Below are 18,435 nucleotides of genomic sequence, written 5' to 3'. Positions count from 1 at the left end.
GCCCTGCGCAAGAGGTTTTTTTGTGGGAGCTTGCTGCCCGTTACTATTGCTTTAGCTCTGCTCTTATGACGATTCGCCTTCGGCTGGCGCTGCAGTTTGCGGCTATTCTGGCGTTTACGCTGCTGCTGTTTTCGCTGGTTATCTACTTCTTCACGGCCCAGGCCCGGCAGGAGTCGTTCACCGAAAACCTGTTTGCCCGGGCCCGCATTGTGGCCCACGTCTACCTTGATGGTACCGGCCGCGCCGATGAGGTTAGCCGGGCTTCGTATCGCCGCTATTTGCGCCAGTTCTACCGTACGCTGCCGGAAGAAGAGGTGCGCGTGTATGATGCGCGCAACAAAGTGGTGTTTCGGGAAGGACAGCTGACGGATGTGCCGGTGCCGGTGAGTTTGCTGAGCGCGGTGCGGCAGGAGGGCCGCGAGGTGCAGTTGCGTCCTAACTATCACCAAACGGTGGGGCTGCTGTACCGCGACGCCCGCCGGGGCGACTTCGTGGTAGTGGCCTCGTCCGTGGACACCGATAGCCGCGACAAGCTGTCCAGCCTGGGTAGTATCCTGGCTTTCGGGCTGCTGACGTCGTTTATCATTGTGAGTATCGGGGGGTGGTTTTTCGCGGGCATGGCCTTGCGGCCCATTCAGAAAGTGGTGCGCGAAGTCGACAGCATCACCGTCTCGGATCTGCACCGCCGCCTTTCGCAGGCCGATGGCTACGACGAAATTGCGCACTTGGCCCAGCGCTTCAACCAACTCCTTGACCGGTTGGAAACCGCCTTTGCCGGCCAGCGCACCTTTGTGCGTGATGCGTCGCATGAGTTGCGCACGCCACTTACGGTGCTCATCGGGGAGCTGGAAGTGGCGCTGCTGCAAGAGCGGAGCCCCCAGGAATACCGCCGCGTGCTGCAAAGTACCCTCGATGCCGCTCGCCTGCTCAAGGACCTCACCAACGGCTTGCTGCAGATTGCGCGCGCCTCCGACGACCCCTCCCAGGTGCCCCTGACTACTCTGCGCCTCGACGAGCTGCTGCTGCAGGCCCACGAGGAAGTGCAGCGCCGCAACCCTACCTGCCGCGTTGATCTGGACTTTGGCGACGTGCCGGCTATGGTGCGCCAGCCGTTTGCGGTGCGCGGCAACGAGGCGCTGCTGCTATCGGCGTTTCTGAACGTGCTGGAAAACGCCTGCAAATTCTCGAAGAATGCGGCGTCACCTATTGTGGCCAGCCTTACCACTACTGCCTCACGGGTGGTGCTGGAAGTGCGCGACCAGGGAGTGGGAATGAGCGAAGCCGACCGGCTGCAGGTGTTCGTGCCATTCTTCCGGGCCGAAGCCATTCGTACAGTGCCCGGGCACGGCATCGGTCTGCCGCTCACCTCCAAGATCATGGCCTTGCATGGCGGCCTTATCCGGGTAGATAGTACCCTAGGGCAGGGCACCCAAGTGTGGCTGGAATGGCCTGCGCTGGGGTAGCATGTAGCGGCAGAAAGTAAAGACCAAAGTGGTGATTCGACGGCACATCGATTTAATCTGGTTTTAATACCCTTTTAACCGGGGCTTAATTGCCCGGACTTACACTTGTAGACTGCTCCTAATCTATCCGTGCCAGCACATAGCTGGTGTATGCCACTCCACTTTTCTACCTCATGCCCGAAATAGCACCGGCTCCGCTGCAACAAGCGGCGTCCACTCCAATTTCCTCTGTTCCCGCTGGCGGCCCGTTCAGCTCGCTGGGCAAAGACGCGCCAGCTGGCCTGGTTGTATTCCTGGTAGCCCTGCCGCTGTGCCTGGGTATTTCGCTGGCCTCAGGTGCCCCTCTGTTGGCAGGCATCATCACGGGTATTGTCGGTGGGGTCATTGTGTCGTGGCTTAGCGGCTCGCAGCTTAGCGTGAGCGGGCCGGCTGCCGGCCTCACAGCCATTATGCTGGCGGCTCTCCAAACCCTGGGTTCCTTTGAAGCGGTACTGGCTGCTACCGTGGTAGCTGGGGTTATTCAGGTGATAATGGGCGTAGTGCGGGCTGGTATCATCGGGCTGTACTTTCCGGCTTCGGTTATTCGGGGCATGCTGGCGGCCATCGGCCTGATTTTGATTCTGAAGCAGATTCCACATTTGCTGGGCGCTGATGCAGACTACTTCGAGGATATGACCTTCCTGCAGTTCGATGGCCAGAACACGTTCACGGCGCTGGTTGGTGCTCTCAAGTCGTTTGGCTGGGGCTCCGCCCTGATCGGTCTGGTGTCATTGGGGGTGCTGGTACTCTGGGAAAACGTGCTGGCCAAACGCATTGCTGCTTTGCGGAGGGTACCGTCGGCGCTGGTAGTGGTTATGCTGTCTATTGCGCTCAGTTCTCTGCTTGATATTGCGCTGCCCGTTATCAAGGTTCGCCCGGAGCACTTGGTGCAGCTGCCGAATGTTGGTTCGTGGTCTGACTTTGTGGGCATATTCACTTTCCCGGATTGGTCGGCATTCTCGAAGCCCGGATTTGTGACAGTGACGTTTACCATTGCCATTGTTGCCTCGCTGGAAAGCTTGCTCAGCGTAGAGGCCGTGGATAAGCTGGACCCTCACAAACGCTCCACACCTACCAACCGTGAGCTGATGGCCCAGGGGGCCGGCAACATCATCAGCGGGTTGATTGGTGGCCTGCCCATGACGGCCGTTATCGTGCGTAGCTCGGCTAACATCAATGCCGGCGGCCAGACGCGCATGTCGGCGTTCATCCACGCGTTGCTGCTGCTTGTCAGCTTGCTATTCATGGAAACCATTCTGAACAAGATTCCGCTTTCAGCGCTGGCTGCTGTGCTGCTGGTGGTGGGCTACAAGCTCACCAAGCCCGCACTGTACCGCACGCAGTGGAAGCTGGGCTGGCAGCAGTTTCTACCCTTCATCATTACGGTGGTGGCCATCCTGTTTACCGACTTGCTCAAGGGCGTGACGATTGGGTTGGTAGTGGGCATCTTCTACATCCTGAAAACACATTACGAGTCGGCTTACTTTCTGCGCCAGACGCCGGAGCTGCAGGCTGCAGGCGTGTACTACCTGAAGCTGGGCGAACATGTATCGTTTCTTAACAAAGCCAGCATTGTCCGGATGCTGGAGCAGTTCAGTCCCGGCAGCCACATCATCCTCGACGGTACAGAGTCAGAAATGATTGACTACGACGTGCTGGAGGCCATCGAAAACTTCCGCCAATCGGCGCCCGAGCGGGGCGTGAAACTGGAGTTGCGGGGCATTCAGCAGGTAGAGGCTCTCGGCCACTAGGCAGCTTCGCACTGCTTGGTTTATCTATCCCTGTGTCCCAGGCTTCCAGCCTGCCTGCCAGCAAAAAGCCAGCGAATGGCACCCAGCCTTGCCCTTGGGCAAGTTTACGTAGTTAAGTGTGGTTGGAACCGCCGTGGCCTTTGGCCACGGCGGTTTTTTTGCGGGCTGCAGCCGGCGTATCCTGGAGCCTCGGCGAACCTACCACCCCTGTTGCTGCGTAGGCGAGTGTAGCTTTTGCCTTAACCCCTGGCTTCCATGCAAGCATCCTACTACACGCAGTATGGCTCTCCCGACGTACTCCACTACGGCGAGCAACCCACGCCCGTACCCAAAGCCGACCAGATACTGGTGCGCGTCCGAGCTACGAGCATCAATCCCATCGACTGGAAAGTGCGCCAGGGCGAAATGAAGCTGCTCACGGGCCACAAGTTTCCCAAGATTCCGGGCCGCGACGTGGCCGGCGAAGTAGCCGCTATCGGCGACAACGTCACGCGCTTTCAGATCGGCGACCGGGTGTACGGCATGGCGGATGGAGTAGGTGGGGCCGCCGCCGAGTATGCCGTGCTAACCGAAACCAGCGCCGCGTTTGTGCCACCGCTGCTGAGCCTGGAGCAGGCTGCTGCTGTGCCACTAGCAGCCCTTACGGCGCTGCAAGGACTCTTTCACCACGGGCACCTGCTTTCCGGCGACCGGGTGCTCATCAATGGGGCTTCCGGTGGTGTGGGCTCGTTTGCGGTGCAGATAGCCCGGGCACTGGGCGCCGGCGAGATTACCGGTGTGTGCGGACCCGACAACCAGGAATTAGTGAGCACACTCGGCGCCGACCGAGTACTAAACCACGAAGAGCACGACTTCACGCAGGACCACAGCCGCTACGATGTAGTGTTCGACGCAGCTGGTAAAAGCAGCTTCAGCGCCAGCAGCGGAGCCTTGCGCCGTCTGGGTCGATACGTTACCACCATTCCCGATCCGGCTGCCTTCGTGACAAGTGCACTGGCTACGGCCTTTTCCGATAAAAGCCAGGCTATGTTTCTGGCCAAGAATAGCGGTACCGATATGGCCCTGATTTCGGCGTGGCTGCAAGCGGGCACCATCAAGCCACTTATTCACAAAACCTTCGCCCTGCACGATCTTGCCGACGCGCACCGCCTCAGCGAAAAAGGGGGCTTTGCGGGTAAACTAGTAGTGACGACGGTGTAAAAGCAGTGAGGCTACTATGCTTGCCGAAATATGTCTGCAACTCAGTCGGCGGGCTTGGTGAAGGCTATCAGAATGGCACCGCCGGCCATAAAGGCCGCGCCAAGCACCACCTGCCACGTTACTTTTTCTTTCAGGAAAAAAACAGCCAGCAGAATCGAAAATACCAGCGAAATTTTGTCGAACGACGAAGTGCGCGAAGCCTGCCCCATTTTCAGGGCCTGAAACGAGAATAGCGACGAAGCACAGGTGATAATGCCGGCGGCAATCAGAAACAGCCAGGTGCGGCGGTCAATCTGGGCAACTTGGGGCAGATGTCCCTGCCACGCCACCACGCCCCAGGCCACACTCACAATCAGCACCGATTGGATGGCAAAGGCCACACTGGGTTCAATGTTTTTGACTCCTACTTTGGAAAGTGTGACTACTACCGCTGCGGACAAAGCCGCCAGCAACGAAAAAACTACCCACATACACACGAATAAAGAATGACTGTGCAGTAGCGTACGCAGCCGGGTAGTCTTTCGGTGGTAAGAAGCTGCCAAAAGCCTTGTCTACCAGTCTATATAGAGCGCCAATAATTCTTTCTGCCACTAAGTGTAAAAGCCCGATTGGGCAGTATCCTTGTCTGCATTCCATGAAACATAGCGCTAAAAACTCATTGCTGCTGATTGCTATTTTGCTGCTAACCCAACTGGCAGTAGCCCAGCGTGGGCAAGTTGGGGCTACGCCCCGGCCGCCCGAACCGCCCGGCACCATCCGACTGGCCGACAACCTGTTTGTGGACGAATCGGAGGTGGCCAACATTCACTGGCTGGAATACCTGCAGCGCATCCGGCTGGATTCCTCTACCGCCTTCTACCGCAGCCAGCTACCCGACTCTACCACCTGGACCATCTTGACGGCTACGCCACCGGCGGGAGCGGCCGGTGGCCCCAGCACCGAGTATTACTTCCGGTATCCGGGCTTCCGCTACTATCCGGCCGTGGGCATCAGCTACGAGCAGGCGGCTGCCTACTGCAAGTGGCGCAGCGCCACCGTCAATGAGCTGCTGCGTCAAGGACCAGAGTTCCGCAAGAAACACCCCGAGCTGCGCGACTACGACCTGACGGTGGAATACCGCCTGCCTACCGAAGCCGAGTGGCAGCAGGCCGCCGCAGGTCCGCTCGGCAGCGGCCATACGCCGGCCGCGTTGGTACCGCTCAGCCCTAAAGCCAAGCTAAAGCCCGTCGCTCCGCGCAAAGAACCCGGGCTCGACTCCTGCCTGGTTGCGCTGCAGATTCCGGCTGCTAGCACCATCTACAAGCTGCCCTACAACCTGCGCGAAAACTATTACACAACCGAAACCAACCAGGTATTTGAGTGTGCGGCGAAGCCCAGCCTGCTGGGCTTGGAATACGTGTATGTAAACCCCGCCAACTACCTCGGCCTCTACAATATCATCGGCAACGCCGCCGAAATGACGGCCACAAAAGGCATAGCAAAAGGCGGCTCGTTTCAAAGCTCTATGCTGGGCTTGATACTAAAGTCGCAACAGCTCTACCAAGGCCCGCAAAGCTGGCTGGGCTTCCGCTGCGTAGCCACGGTGCGCATGGTGCGGCGGGTAGGGCAGTAAAGTAGGCGTACAAGTATTTCAACTTTCTTTTCTGCAATCTGTAGTACTCATACTTCTAGTGAGTATTTCACTGTGCTCAACTGGTGTTCCGAAAAGGTATTGCAGGATCCGGGTTGTGATTGATAACGGCGAATTAATCACCGCCGCAACCGCCGCAACCACCGCATCCTGAATCGCCCCCGCATCCTGAGTCACCGCCGCACCCGGAGCCACCGGAACCATCACTATCAGCGCCATCGGCGTGGTTATCGAAGTGGTGGCCGCAGTCGTGCCAGGAGTCGATGCCGTCGCTGCTGCCACCCGACCAATCGGCTCCGCTGGTTTGCTCTTGCTCGCGCTGGGCCCGATATAGTTCCTGGTCGAGCACGTGGCCATCGGGCGACTGAAACGTGGGCAGCAAAAACAGCACTCCCCCAAGTTGAGCAGCCAGCGCCGTGGCGGCAGCGGCATTTTGCAAGGTCAACTGGCTTAAAGTCGTGTCGTAGCCGATAAGCCTGCTTTCCAGCTGATGGCGTAACGTGGCACCAGCTGGCGTTAGGTGCCAAAGCCCTAGTGCCCAGCGCCACCAGCTAAGCTTGTACAGGCCGACCAAGGTCCGGTGCTGGCGTACCAGCTTCCCAAACTGCCCCGCCGACTGCGCCGCCCGAAAAGCTAGCTTTACGAAATGCTTGAGCAGTATTTCAGGCAATGAATTCTGCGTGAATGGGCGTAGCAGCAGCGCTTCATAAGGGCGGGGCTGATACTGTGTAAAAGTGGGGCCGGGCCGTAGGTAACTGCTGTAGCTAATCGGGTCGGAGGGGTGGGGCTGCACGGCGCGGTTTTCCAGTACCAGCACTTGCCGGCGCAGCAGTTCCAGAAACGTGAGTCGTAGTTGTTGCCGCAGTGGCGGGGTGGCGTCAGCCAGTAGCAGCAACAGCTCTGTAGGCCGGGCGTCGATCAGGAAATCGTCTACTTGTTGCGGTTGCGAAAGCGCCGGAGTGGCCATAAACGGGAAAGTAGCCAGTGGGTAGATAAGTTGACGCGCTGAAAATGAGCTGGCTTAAAACGAACGGCGGGCGGCGGCCACAGGTCGGGCGGCGGCGCTTGCCCGAACACGGCGGTGTAGTGGGTGAGTGTGCGGGCATACCAGTCGTCGAATTTGGCGTGCTCCTGGCTGCCGCCGCGGGTGGGGCCGTGGTGAATGGGTTGGCTTAGCGTATGCTGGCAGAAATCAATCCAGTAGGAGCGGGTATACAGCAAGTGCAGATGCCAGACCTGGTCTACTTCGTCGGAAGGCGTAAGCGGTTGCTGGATGACGCAGAGCAGAAAAATAAAGCGCTTATACTCCAGCACGGCCCGCAGGCAAAAGGGCAGGCTCCATCCATTTTCGCGGGCTAGCCGGTCGGTAAAGGAAAACGCGGCGGCCGTGTCATCCAGCTCAAACCGCTGGATTTTGTCCCACAACTCAGGCTGAATGGCTGGTGTCACGGAATGCGCGAAGTAAACGGAAGTAGGCAACGTCAATTCACACTGCCAACCACGGAAACGGCGACGGCAAAAGCAAATATGAGGCAACAACGTTGGGGCGAAAAGGTGATTTTCACTGGCTTCAAATCGACCTTTCCGCACCTTATCTTTGTTGATTCCCCGCTGACTTCCACATCTGCGAAATCAGTGTTTACTCTGCCACATCTGCGATTTTGAAAGTCTGCATTGCCGAAAAGCCCAGCGTGGCCCGCGAAATTGCCAGTGTGCTGGGCGCCGACCGGCGCATGGACGGCTATTATGAGGGCAACGGCTACCAGGTCACCTGGACGTTCGGGCACTTCTGCCAGCTGCGCGAGCCCGAAGACTACCGCCCCGAGTGGAAGCGCTGGAGCATCCACGACCTGCCCATGGTGCCCGAGCAGTTCGGCATCAAGCTCATGCGCCGCGACGACGGCGTGGTGCGCCAGTTCAACGTCATCAAGAACCTGCTGGCCAACGCCGACGAGGTGATAAACTGCGGCGACGCTGGCCAAGAAGGCGAAGTCATTCAGCGCTGGGTGCTGATGGAAGCCAAGTACCGCAAGCCATTCAAACGCCTCTGGATTTCTTCGCTCACCGAAGAAGCCATCCGCCAGGGCTTCCAGAACCTGCGCGAGGGCTCGGAGTTCGACAACCTCTACCAGGCCGGCAAAAGCCGCGCCGCCGGCGACTGGCTGCTGGGTCTGAACGCTACTCGATTGTTCACGCTCAAGTACGCGCCCGGCCAGCGGCAGGTGCTCAGCATCGGGCGCGTGCAGACGCCCACGCTGGCACTCCTTGTGGACCGCTACCACGAAATCCAGAACTTCCGGCCCGAGCCGTATTGGGTGCTGCGCACCGAGTACCGCGGCACCATGTTCAGCCACGTGGCCGTGCTGAAAAAGGGCAAGGACGACGACGAGCCCGACGAAAAAGCCCGCCTGAAAGCCCGCGGCTACTTCGTGACGCAGGAAGAAGCCGACGCCGCCATGGCCCAGGTAACCGGCCAGCCCCTGACGGTGACCAACGTGGAAATCAAGAAGGCGCTGGAGAGCCCGCCGGCGCTGTTCGACCTGACTTCATTGCAGGTGCAGTGCAACAACCAGCTAGGTCTCTCGGCCGAAGACACACTCAAGACCGTGCAGGGCCTCTACGAGAAGAAAGTGGTAAGCTATCCGCGCGTTGATACCACCTTCCTGCCCGATGACCAGTACCCGAAAATTGCGGGCATTATGCGCGGGCTGGGCGGGGCACACGGCGCGCTGGCCGCGCCGCTGCTGGCGGCCGGCAAAATCCGCAAAAGCACCAAAGTCTTCAACAACAACAAAGTCACCGACCACCACGCCATTATCCCGACCGGCGCCAGTGCCAACAGCCTGCACGGCACCGAAAGCAACGTCTACGACATCATTGTGCGGCGCTTTCTGGCCGCATTTTACCCCGACTGCGAAGTGTCGAACACCACCGTGACGGCCGACGTGGCCGGGCGCACGTTCCGCGTCCGGGGCCGCCAGATCCTCAGCCCCGGCTGGCGCGAGGTGTACGGCGACCCGGAAAAGCAGCAGGCGCCCTCGGCTCCGAAAGCAGCTGGCGAAGGCGACGACGACGTGGTGAATACCGTGCTGCCCAGCTTTGTGAAAGACGAAACCGGCCCGCACAAACCGCGCCTCGACGCCAAAATGACCCAGCCGCCGCGCGACTACACTGAGGCCATGCTGCTGCGCGGCATGGAAACCGCCGGCCGCAACGTCGACGATGAGGAGCTGCGCCAGGCTATGAAGGAAAACGGCATCGGCCGCCCCTCTACCCGCGCCGCCATCATCGAAACGCTGTTCAAGCGCGGCTACATCCGGCGCGATAAAAAGAAAATCGTGCCCACGCCCACCGGCGTCGAGCTGATTGGCTTGATTCGCAACCCCACACTGAAATCGGCGGAGCTGACCGGGCAGTGGGAGCGGAAGCTGCGCCAGATTGAAGGCGGCCAGCTGGACTCAGGCCAGTTTCTGGGTGAGTTGCAGCAGCTGGTGCGCGAGATGGTGCAGGAAGTGAAACAGGACGGCTCGGGCCGCGGCATCAGCATCTTCAAGCCCGAAATGGCAGACCTCACCGGCCAGAAAGCCGGCGCCACCGCCAAAGCCAGTCCGCCGAAAGCGGCGGCCACACCGGCCGTACCGGGGGCGCTGGGACCGTGCCCGGCCTGCGGCAGTGGCCACGTGCTGCGTGGCAAGTCGGCGCTGGGCTGCTCGCGCTGGAAAGAAGGCTGTCAATTCCGGCTGCCCACCGAATTTGAAGGCAAAAAGCTCACCGACAAGCAAGTGGGCGAGCTACTGAAAAAGGGCCGCACGCCGGTTATGAAAGGCTTCGTGGACGATATGGGTCAGAAGTTCGATGCCGCCATTCGCCTTACGCCAGCACGCACGCTGGAGCTGGTGCGCGCCGCTGAAAGCAAGCCCACCACGCCCCAGGACCCCGGCCAGATTCCGTGCCCGGTGTGCCGGCTGGGGCAGATGCTGCGTGGCAAAAGCGCCTGGGGCTGCTCCCGCTTCCGCGAGGACTGCCAGTTCCGCGTGCCGTTCGAATGGGGCGGCAAAACCCTCACCGACACCCAAATGAACCAGTTGCTGCGCAAAGGCAAGACCGGCGTCATCCGCGGGTTTGTATCCGCCAAAACCGGCAAGAACTACGAAGCCGTGCTGCAGATTAATCCGGAAGGCCGGATAGAGCCGGTGTTCGGGCAGAACTGATGCGCCATCTAATGAGCAAATACTTCTTGGTGGGGTTACTGATTGTATGGGCTGCTATAGTTCAGGCCCAGCATCCTGTAAGCCGCATTGCTGCGCTGCAAACCGATGCGCAGGTGTTGGAACTCATTCGGCCGCTAGGGTGGGAATATGAACAAGCTGTGCTGGGAGATTCTGTCGGGACAGTATATAGTCCGTACCGTTTCACTCGGTTTGCTGTGCGTGGCGGGCAGACATGGTTCAAAGCCGATTTCGATCAGAATGGTCGGCCTGATTTGTTGGTGCTGGCCCGCCGCAAGGATATTCCGCTGGTGTTCTGCGTGCTGGACATGGGCTACGACAGCCTACGCGTGGTGCGCAATTTCTTTACCGCCGGGCAGCGCCGCAGCCCGGTTGCACGCGTCATACGACAGCGCAACCATGACCTACTGGAATACGCTGACTTCGCCCGAAGCCGCGGGGCCCGCGGCCAGTTGCGTAACCGACACACGCAACAGCTGGCATACGTGTCAGGCGGGTTTGTAGACTACAATCCGAAACCAGCTCAGCACCACATTCAGCGGGTGATATACGAGAGCCATTCTGTGTATCATCAGGCAGTTAAAACGCGAGTAATAGTTGCTGAAGATTCCAGTCACTTCTGGCAGCGCCGAACCGAAATACTCGATTCCACTAAAGTCACGAAGCAGCAATACCATACGCCGCTACCTCCCGCGCAACACCAGCAACTATTGATACTGCTGAATTATCTTGACTTTCCCCGGCTGCAAAACGCGTATGGTAACGAGTATCAGAATCATCATCCCCACGTTACGCTCACCATCGAGTACGATAATGGGAAACGTAAAATAATCGAGGACCTCAATGGCATCGGCACTACTGGGTTAAGGCGCTTATATGCTTTACTGTTTGAATTTAGTATGCCCTAATATTACCGCACAATGCCTCCCCAACTCGGTAAATCACTCGTCATTTTAGGCCTACTGTTGGCTGCTCTCGGCGCTTTCCTGTGGCTAGGTGGTGGCAGTCTGCTAGGCTGGTTCGGCCGGCTACCCGGCGACATCCGCATCGAGCGGGCGGGGTTTCGGCTCTATGTGCCCATCGTGTCGATGCTGCTGGTGAGTGTGGTGCTGAGCGGGTTGCTATGGCTATGGCAGCGGCTGGGTAAGTAGAGGCTTAGTTTTTGAGTCGGTGGCTTAGTCGCAAGCCTACTTGTTTTTGCGTGTCGTTGCCGAGCGTGAGGTAAGCGCTGGCGCCCCACTGTGGCGTTAGCTGGCCCTTGGCTTCCGCGAAACCCGCCCAACGGCTGGCGCCCGGTAGCAGGTCATAATGTCGAGCCAGCGTTGCGCCGCCTACTAGCTGCCAACGCGTACCACCCAAGCCCGTGCCCAGCCCTAGCCGTAGCGGTGGGTTGCCGGTGCCGTAGACCATATAGTTGTAGTCTGCCTGGGCATATACCAACTCCCGCGGACCCAGCCGCAAGGAGGCATGCACATCGGCTACGCTGACGTCGTTGCCGGATCTGCCGAGGTGGTAGCCCAAAGTGCCGAATGCCACGCCCATTCCCAGGCCAAAATACCGTCGTTCAGCGGAGAAATACGGGTTGACGGCGACGATGGGGGTACTACGCCGGAAGCTTGGGTAAATCAACGCGGTTAGCGAATCAGGTACCATTCCGTCCTGCTGGTCGGTGCCTACGTGCAAGCGAATCCCCGAAGTCATTTCCGACTTGTGCTGGCGACCTTTACGGTCCGTGCCCGGCAGTTGAGTGCGTGATATATCCAGGGTGCCAACCGTGTATTGATGCTCATAGGGCAGTAGCTCCGAGCTGCCGCCACAGTCGTCTTCGCGATTTTGCAGGCGCTCAAATGAACCCCGGCTCACGCCCGCACTGATAGTATAGTACTGCTCGCGCCGGGCGGAGTCCGGAGGCAAAATCTGACTGGTAAGCACCAGCACTACGCAGGCCAAGCCTACTGGCAACGCAAACCGGGCGGGTTGTGCCGCAAACCCGGCACGTAGCAGCCAACTGGCAGCCTCCAGCACCAAGACGGCCAGCAGCAGTGCCTGCACGAGCAGCACCTCCGGCAAAGCCAGCGTGTGCGGCCCTAGCCAAGCAGTTACCAGCAGTAGCCCTACTATCACCAGCATAGTGAGAATCGACCTGGGCTGCGGCAGTAGCTCTGGTTCTGGTTGCTGGTGCCGGGCCCGGCGAACCTGCCAGAGCCACCATCCTAGGACAGCGGATGCCAGCACCAGCAATGCCCATTGCAGCTCCAGCAGCGACACACCACCGAATGTGCGCATCGTAGCTCCCACTGGCTCACCGAACGGGTCGCGCCAGCATTCTATTATGAAGCGCCCGGCTAGCAGTAACCCTGTTTGTAGCCAAAGCCGGCTACCGGCAGGCCAAGGGTGGCGGCGCGTAGCTAGTAGTAGTGCGCCTACTGCTACGCACAGCACCAGTGAGTACAGCTGCGTAGGATGCAGCGCCAGCGAGTGCGCCGCACCGGCTGGCAGCCAGCCATGCGCTATCTGAGCTATATAAGGTAGGGTGCCGGGCCGGTACGTCAACCCCCAGTCGCCGCTATTGGTAGGAATTCCGAAGCAACAGCCGGCCAACAGACACCCCAGGCACTGCACTGCCAGCCCTGCACACATTGGTACCGCAAAGACGTCATACAGATGCCGACTAAAGCCGAACACACGGCGCAACGTCATCAGCGTTAGCCCGCCGGCAATAGCGCCACCCAGCACCGTACGGGCCCCGAAGTCGGGCCAGTGGCCAGTGCTTAGCAGTGTGCGCCACTCGGTGCCTGACAGCGCCAGCAGCTTGGTGCCCAGAATAAACAGCAGAGTGGTGCAAGCCAGCACTATCAGCCAGGTGCGCATCGGATAGCCACGCCGATAGCCAGCCCGCAGCAGTAAAACCAGCTGCACCGCAAACGCCAGCAGGTAGAACAGCGTGTAATAGGTATGCCCAACGGCACTGGGCAACGGCAGTGTAAGGGTGCAGAGCATAAGCGCAGCGGTGAGAAATCCGGGAGAAACAGGTACCCACCAGTCTTGAGTCAGGGCAGCTTTCGGCGTAAAATCAAATGGCCGTCAATCCAGTAGAAAGACGGCCACATACACCTTGCTGAGCCACTGAAATTAGCGCGCCACTCCAATCCGGACTGGCTGTTATAAGAATAGGGTGGTAACGGGAGCTAAGCTACCGTTTCACATCATCGGCTACCAACCACAATTTGGCCCGGTCAGACTTTGTGTATAGTGTAATTGTAAAATATCAACTTGATTGATAGTGGATTAAATGTCAGCTTATGAGACTTTAAGATGTCCTATGGTATTGTTGTTTACGCAATATATTTCAGGATGAAAGCGCCAACAGGTACAAGGCCAATAGTGAGGTAGCTATCCAGTTTTCAGCTACCCAATAGCTGCTCAACCCCTCCTATGCAGGCTGTTTGGCTGGCACAGCGGGCTGGGGCAGCGGCATAGCTTCACCGTAGTGCACGATATTCTCAATCATGCCTTTGAAAATGATGAAATGAAACGGCACCAGCGAATACCAGTACAGGCGCCCGGCCAAACCGCGCGGGCGGAAGGCGGCCAGCTGTTCCAGCGTGTGCGAGCCGTCGTCGTTGGGTAGCACGCGGAACTGCAGCCACGCCTCGCCGGGCAGTTTCATTTCGGCATAGAGCAGCAGGCGGCCCTGGGCGCGGTCGGCCACGAGCACGCGCCAGAAGTCGAGCGGGTCACCGGCGCGCAGGTCGGTGGGGGAGCGGCGGCCGCGGCGCAAGCCCACGCCGCCCACTACCTTGTCCATGAGGCCGCGGATGCGCCACAGCCAGTCCACCTTATACCAGCCCCGCTCGCCGCCGATGCTCCACACGTTTTGCAGCACCTGCTGCGGGTCGCGGGTGAAGCGCAGCGTCTGGCGGTCCTGTAGCAGGCCATACTGCGGAATCCGGATGTGGTCCATGTAGTTGCGGGGCATCACGCCGCTGCTCAGTGCGTCGCTCCAGCTGCTCACCACCTCGTTCTGCTCGATGCGCTGGAAGGCCAGCTCCACCGCCTGCCAATAGCTCATGCAAGGGTGCGGCACTACGGCCGCAATGCTGCGCTTGGGGTTGGCCACGGTGTCGTTGCGCAAACTTTCCACGAGGCTCTGGGCCAATGAAAACGTGGTGCGCGTTACCAGAAACAGCCACCACGACGACAGCCGTGGCGTGAGCACTGGCACCGTGATGATGTAGCGCCGGTAGCCGCGTACGGCGGCCAGCTCCAGCAGCATCTGCCGGTAGGTCAGTACATCGGGCCCGCCGATATCGAAGGAACGGCCGCGGCAGGCGTCGTTGTCGAGCACCTGCATGAGGTAGTGCATCACGTCGCGGATGCCGATGGGCTGGCAGCGCGAGTTCAGCCAGCGCGGCGTAATCATCACGGGCAGCTTTTCCACTAAGTCGCGGATAATCTCAAACGACGCCGACCCCGAGCCGATAATGATGCTGGCCCGCAGTACCGTGAGTGGCACGCGGCCCTTTCCCAGAATTTTCTCCACGCCCTTGCGCGAACGAAGGTGCACGCTCAAGGCCCGGTCGTTGGCGATGCCTGACAGGTAAATGACCTGCCGGGCGCTGGTGCGGTCAAGGTAGTCGCGGAAGTTGCGCGCCGACTGCTGCTCCAGCCGGAAAAAGTCTTTGTCGTGCCCGCTCATGGAATGCACGAGGTAGTAGGCCGCATCGATTTCCAGAGGCAGGCTGGTCAGCGTTTCGGGCTTGAGCAGGTCGCCTTCCGCCACGGTCATGCTGGCGCGCAAACTGTTCGGAATCTCGAAGCGGCGCGGGTCGCGCACCAGACAAACCACGTGGTGGCCGGCCGCGGCCAGCAGCGGCAGCAAACGCTGGCCAATGTAGCCGTTGGCTCCGGTAAGCAGAATATTCATGGCGCAGCGCGGTAGGTGTAGCTATGTAACTGCCAGACAGCGCAGAGGTTGCCGCGTGCCGTAGCACGTCCGAATTCCAGAAAAGCAGAACGTTACGCAGAGGCGCAGCTGAAGCATCTCGCTAGAAGCTAACTTTCATGCTGAGCTGGTAGAAGCATCTCTACCGCTTCGTCCTCATGCCTGAGTTAAGCAGAGGCAGAGATGCTTCGACCAGCTCAGCATGACGTTCTTTCACTCACACCTAAAGACACCAACTACCCGCCCACGTACACCGCTGCCGCCTTCTCGCGCAGGTTATAGCCCGACGACATTACCTCGCCATAGGCGCCGGCCGAACGGATGGCTACCAGGTCGCCGCGCTGGGTTTCGGGCAGCGGCACGGCTTTGCGGAACGTATCCGACGACTCGCAGATCGGTCCAACTACGTCGTAGAGCTGCTCGGGGGCGGTGCTGCTCAGGTTTTGGATGTGGTGGTAGCTGCCGTAAAGAGCCGGGCGCATCAGCTCGGTCATGCCGGCATCCAGAATGGCGAAGCGCGTGGACTGGCTTTGCTTCACATAGAGCACCCGGCTCAGCAGTGTGCCGCACTGCGCCACCACGGCGCGGCCCAGCTCCACGTGCACCTGCTGGCCCGGGCGGCGCACCAGGTGCTTCTCAAACATCGAGAAGTAGCCCTCAAAATCCGGAATCAGCTGGCCATCGGGCTGCTTGTAGTTGATGCCGAGGCCGCCGCCCACATTAAGGTGCGGCAGTTGGTGGCCCTGGCTTTCCAGCCAGGTTTGCAGCTCGTTGAGGCGCTGGCTGAGTTCGGCAAATACGGTCAGGTCGGTAATTTGGGAGCCGATATGTGCGTGCAAACCTACCAGCTCCAGATGCGGCCAGCCAGGGAATTGCGCTACCACGGCTGGCAAATCGGCGAGGCTAATGCCGAACTTATTAGTTTCCAGGCCGGTGGTGATGTAGGCGTGGGTGTGCGCGTCCACGTTGGGGTTCACGCGCAGGGCTACCCGCGCCGTGCGGTTCTGCGCGCCGGCCAGCTCGTTCAGCACTGCCAACTCCTCCGCCGACTCGGCATTGAAGCACCAGATGTCGGCGGCCAGCGCCAGCTTGATTTCCGCATCTGACTTGCCCACGCCCGCAAACACTACGTGTGCTGGCGCAAAGCCGGCTTCTAAGGCGCGCTGCACCTCGCCGCCGCTCACGCAGTCGGCACCTAGGCCGTGGGCCTTGATGCGGGCCAGTACGGGCAGGTTGGCGTTGGCTTTGAGGGCGTAGTGCACCTGGAAATTGCGCGGCCGGGCCGCCTGCTGCAGCGCCGTGAGCGTGGCATCCAGCAAACCCAGGTCGTAGTGATAAAAAGGTGTGGGCTGCGCGTGCAGCTCGGGAGCAAGGATGAAAGGCATAATGAGGAAATGTAGCAGAGGCGTGTGCCCTTGCCGTTTCATGCAACACTGGATAGTGCCGCACAATAAGTTATTGCGTGTGGCTCAACCGCAAGCTGGCACAATCGGAGGTTATGCTACGATCTTGCGCTGAAACAGGCCGGCATTCAGCGCTTTCAGGGTCCGCACTTTGTCGGAGGAGTGCACCAGCAAACTGATGTTGTTGGGCGAGCCGCCGTAGGAAATCATACGCAGCGGCACGTCGGCCAGCGAGTCGAACACGAGGCGGGCGGCGCCGTTGGTTTCCTGAATCAGGTTGCCCACGAGGCAGATAATGGTCTGGTCGCGGTCCACCGTCACGGTGCCGAAGTGGCGCAGCTCTTCCAGAATCTGAGGCAGGTGCGTGGCGTCGTCGATGGTGAGCGACACGGCCACTTCCGAGGTGGTAATCATGTCGATGGACGTGCGGTGCCGCTCAAACACCTCGAACACGCTGCGCAGAAAACCATGCGCCAGCAGCATCCGGCTCGACTTGATGTTAATAGCCACCAGCCCGTCTTTGGCCGCTACCGCCTTGATGGGCTCAGAGCCGGTCTGGCTGGAGATGAGCGTGCCGGGCGCCTCGGGCTGCATAGTGTTCAGCAACCGCACCGGGATACCGTGCTTGGCGGCCGGCAGAATAGAGCTGGGGTGCAGGATCTTGGCCCCGAAATACGCCAGCTCGGCAGCCTCGTCAAACGACAGTTCGCGGATTGGATAGGTGCCCTCCACCACGCGCGGGTCGTTGTTGTGCAGCCCGTCGATGTCGGTCCAGATCTGGATTTCGGTGGCGTCGGCCGCGGCCCCAATCAGCGAGGCCGAGTAGTCGGAGCCGCCGCGCTTGAGGTTGTCGGTTTTACCGTGCGCGTTGCGGCAGATGTAGCCCTGCGTAACAAACAGGTGCTGGCCTTTATGCTGCGCCAGCTGGGCCTGCAGATGCTCCCGGATGTAGTCGGCGTCGGGCTCGTCGTTCTGGTCGAGGCGCATGAACTCCAGTGCCGGCAGCAGCACGGCGTCGCGGTGCAGCACGCCAGTCAGATAGTGATGAAACAGGCAGGTGCTCAGTAGCTCACCCTGGGCGAGAATCACCCGCTCGCCAGCGGCTGAAAGTGGCTGCCGCGTGAGGTCGAACAGGGTGCGGAAAGTAGTATCCATATCCTTGCTGGCGGCAGTGGCGAGAGTGGCATCGGGCAGCAGCTCGCGGGCCACCATCTGGTAGTCCTGGCGCATGATTTCGATGCGGGCCGTGGCGGCCGCTACGTCGCCGGTCTGCAGCAGTCCGGCAATGCCCACCAGCGTGTTGGTGGTGCCGCTCATGGCCGACAGCACCACGATGCGCCGCTCCTGAGGCGCATGAATCAGCTCGGCTACTTCGCGCATCCGCTGCGCTGACCCGACGGACGTACCGCCAAACTTGAGAACTTTCATGAGAGGAATAAACGGAAAATCAGCAGACAATCAGACAAACAAAAAGCGCCGGCCCAAGAGGACCGGCGCGGGGAGTTCAGCAAGGAAAAGATGCAGTGAACAGCGGCGACGGTCAGGCCGGGCGACGTTTCTTGCATTTCTTGACCAACACGCATGCGCACTTCGCCCCGGCGGTGGCCAGCGGCATCAGAGCGAAACGGGAGTGGGCAGCGCACATGGCGGAAAAAGTGAAGCATCAGGCCGGCGCAAAAGCAGCTTCCGGCTCCGCAAAGAAAGTACACAAATAGCATTCTGCCAGCCAGCCCCCGAAAAAAAGCTGTCAGCCAGCCGGGAGTTGGGGGCGGCCG

At 59.9% G+C, this 18,435-nt stretch carries 14 protein-coding genes; 7 read left to right on the top strand and 7 right to left on the bottom strand.

The features are described from left to right. Positions 1–65: 65 nt before the first annotated feature. From H8B14_RS14045 to H8B14_RS14035, 3 genes are all read left to right on the top strand, one after another. A complete protein-coding gene (locus tag H8B14_RS14045) occupies positions 66–1,463 on the top strand; it encodes a sensor histidine kinase (RefSeq protein ID WP_187316264.1) in 1,398 nt (465 codons plus the stop codon). Positions 1,464–1,636: 173 nt separating this feature from the next. After that, positions 1,637–3,253, top strand: coding sequence for a SulP family inorganic anion transporter (locus H8B14_RS14040; RefSeq protein ID WP_187316263.1), 1,617 nt, complete (start codon positions 1,637–1,639; stop codon positions 3,251–3,253). 255 nt (positions 3,254–3,508) lie between these two features. Further along, positions 3,509–4,453, top strand: coding sequence for an NAD(P)-dependent alcohol dehydrogenase (locus H8B14_RS14035; protein ID WP_187316262.1), 945 nt, complete (start codon positions 3,509–3,511; stop codon positions 4,451–4,453). 41 nt (positions 4,454–4,494) lie between these two features. Here H8B14_RS14035 and H8B14_RS14030 read toward each other — a convergent pair whose 3' ends face one another. Beyond that, a complete protein-coding gene (locus H8B14_RS14030) occupies positions 4,495–4,923 on the bottom strand; it encodes an EamA family transporter (RefSeq protein WP_187316261.1) in 429 nt (142 codons plus the stop codon). A gap of 164 nt (positions 4,924–5,087) precedes the next feature. Here H8B14_RS14030 and H8B14_RS14025 point away from each other — a divergent pair, with 164 nt between their 5' ends. Beyond that, positions 5,088–6,065, top strand: a complete 978-nt coding sequence (locus tag H8B14_RS14025; protein WP_187316260.1) for an SUMF1/EgtB/PvdO family nonheme iron enzyme — start codon at positions 5,088–5,090, stop codon at positions 6,063–6,065. 133 nt (positions 6,066–6,198) lie between these two features. On the opposite strand, the gene H8B14_RS14020 is transcribed toward H8B14_RS14025, so the two are convergent. After that, on the bottom strand, positions 6,199–7,050 hold the full coding sequence (locus tag H8B14_RS14020; protein WP_187316336.1) for a hypothetical protein: 852 nt from the start codon (positions 7,048–7,050) through the stop codon (positions 6,199–6,201). After that, positions 7,014–7,532 (bottom strand): glycine-rich domain-containing protein, encoded by a 519-nt coding sequence (locus H8B14_RS14015; protein ID WP_187316259.1) that lies wholly within the window; start codon positions 7,530–7,532, stop codon positions 7,014–7,016. Before H8B14_RS14015 ends, H8B14_RS14020 begins: the two co-directional genes overlap by 37 nt. Before the next feature lie 212 nt (positions 7,533–7,744). On the opposite strand from H8B14_RS14015, the gene H8B14_RS14010 reads away from it, so the two are divergent. The 3 genes from H8B14_RS14010 to H8B14_RS14000 are packed head-to-tail and all read left to right on the top strand — an operon-like array spanning position 7,745 to position 11,463. After that, a complete protein-coding gene (locus tag H8B14_RS14010) occupies positions 7,745–10,294 on the top strand; it encodes a type IA DNA topoisomerase (RefSeq protein WP_187316258.1) in 2,550 nt (849 codons plus the stop codon). Between the two features lie 11 nt (positions 10,295–10,305). Next, positions 10,306–11,220: a hypothetical protein gene (locus tag H8B14_RS14005; RefSeq protein ID WP_187316257.1), complete on the top strand. Its 915-nt coding sequence runs from the start codon at positions 10,306–10,308 to the stop codon at positions 11,218–11,220. Between the two features lie 12 nt (positions 11,221–11,232). Beyond that, complete coding sequence (locus H8B14_RS14000; protein ID WP_187316256.1) at positions 11,233–11,463, top strand: DUF2905 domain-containing protein; 231 nt, start codon at positions 11,233–11,235, stop codon at positions 11,461–11,463. A gap of 4 nt (positions 11,464–11,467) precedes the next feature. Here H8B14_RS14000 and H8B14_RS13995 read toward each other — a convergent pair whose 3' ends face one another. The 4 genes from H8B14_RS13995 to H8B14_RS13980 all read right to left on the bottom strand — a co-directional run bounded on the left by H8B14_RS13995 (position 11,468) and on the right by H8B14_RS13980 (position 18,088). After that, positions 11,468–13,312 (bottom strand): prolipoprotein diacylglyceryl transferase, encoded by a 1,845-nt coding sequence (locus H8B14_RS13995; RefSeq protein ID WP_187316255.1) that lies wholly within the window; start codon positions 13,310–13,312, stop codon positions 11,468–11,470. A 433-nt stretch (positions 13,313–13,745) separates the two neighbouring features. Next, positions 13,746–15,239 carry an SDR family oxidoreductase gene (locus H8B14_RS13990; protein WP_187316254.1) on the bottom strand — a complete coding sequence of 498 codons (1,494 nt, stop codon included), beginning with the start codon at positions 15,237–15,239 and terminating at the stop codon, positions 13,746–13,748. A gap of 254 nt (positions 15,240–15,493) precedes the next feature. Then, positions 15,494–16,642: a diaminopimelate decarboxylase gene (gene lysA / locus H8B14_RS13985; RefSeq protein ID WP_187316253.1), complete on the bottom strand. Its 1,149-nt coding sequence runs from the start codon at positions 16,640–16,642 to the stop codon at positions 15,494–15,496. 111 nt (positions 16,643–16,753) lie between these two features. After that, entirely contained in the window at positions 16,754–18,088 is a 1,335-nt protein-coding gene (locus tag H8B14_RS13980; RefSeq protein ID WP_187316252.1) for an aspartate kinase, read from the bottom strand. Positions 18,089–18,435: the final 347 nt, after the last annotated feature.

Origin of the sequence: Hymenobacter puniceus, assembly GCF_014333525.1 — a bacterium.
In the GTDB taxonomy this organism is placed as follows: domain Bacteria; phylum Bacteroidota; class Bacteroidia; order Cytophagales; family Hymenobacteraceae; genus Hymenobacter.
The sequence above is the reverse complement of the archived record's forward strand: the minus strand, read 5'-3'. Positions and strand labels throughout refer to the sequence as shown.

Excerpts from the sequence above, each read along its gene's own strand:
- H8B14_RS14040 (WP_187316263.1), top strand. The coding sequence starts at position 1,637 with ATGCCCGAAATAGCACCGGCTCCGCTGCAACAAGCGGCGTCCACTCCA.
- H8B14_RS13980 (WP_187316252.1), bottom strand. The coding sequence starts at position 18,088 with ATGAAAGTTCTCAAGTTTGGCGGTACGTCCGTCGGGTCAGCGCAGCGG.
- H8B14_RS14045 (WP_187316264.1), top strand. The coding sequence starts at position 66 with ATGACGATTCGCCTTCGGCTGGCGCTGCAGTTTGCGGCTATTCTGGCG.
- H8B14_RS14025 (WP_187316260.1), top strand. The coding sequence starts at position 5,088 with ATGAAACATAGCGCTAAAAACTCATTGCTGCTGATTGCTATTTTGCTG.
- H8B14_RS13990 (WP_187316254.1), bottom strand. The coding sequence starts at position 15,239 with ATGAATATTCTGCTTACCGGAGCCAACGGCTACATTGGCCAGCGTTTG.
- H8B14_RS14035 (WP_187316262.1), top strand. The coding sequence starts at position 3,509 with ATGCAAGCATCCTACTACACGCAGTATGGCTCTCCCGACGTACTCCAC.
- H8B14_RS14030 (WP_187316261.1), bottom strand. The coding sequence starts at position 4,923 with ATGTGGGTAGTTTTTTCGTTGCTGGCGGCTTTGTCCGCAGCGGTAGTA.
- H8B14_RS13995 (WP_187316255.1), bottom strand. The coding sequence starts at position 13,312 with ATGCTCTGCACCCTTACACTGCCGTTGCCCAGTGCCGTTGGGCATACC.
- H8B14_RS14000 (WP_187316256.1), top strand. The coding sequence starts at position 11,233 with ATGCCTCCCCAACTCGGTAAATCACTCGTCATTTTAGGCCTACTGTTG.
- lysA (WP_187316253.1), bottom strand. The coding sequence starts at position 16,642 with ATGCCTTTCATCCTTGCTCCCGAGCTGCACGCGCAGCCCACACCTTTT.
- H8B14_RS14005 (WP_187316257.1), top strand. The coding sequence starts at position 10,306 with ATGAGCAAATACTTCTTGGTGGGGTTACTGATTGTATGGGCTGCTATA.
- H8B14_RS14020 (WP_187316336.1), bottom strand. The coding sequence starts at position 7,050 with ATGGCCACTCCGGCGCTTTCGCAACCGCAACAAGTAGACGATTTCCTG.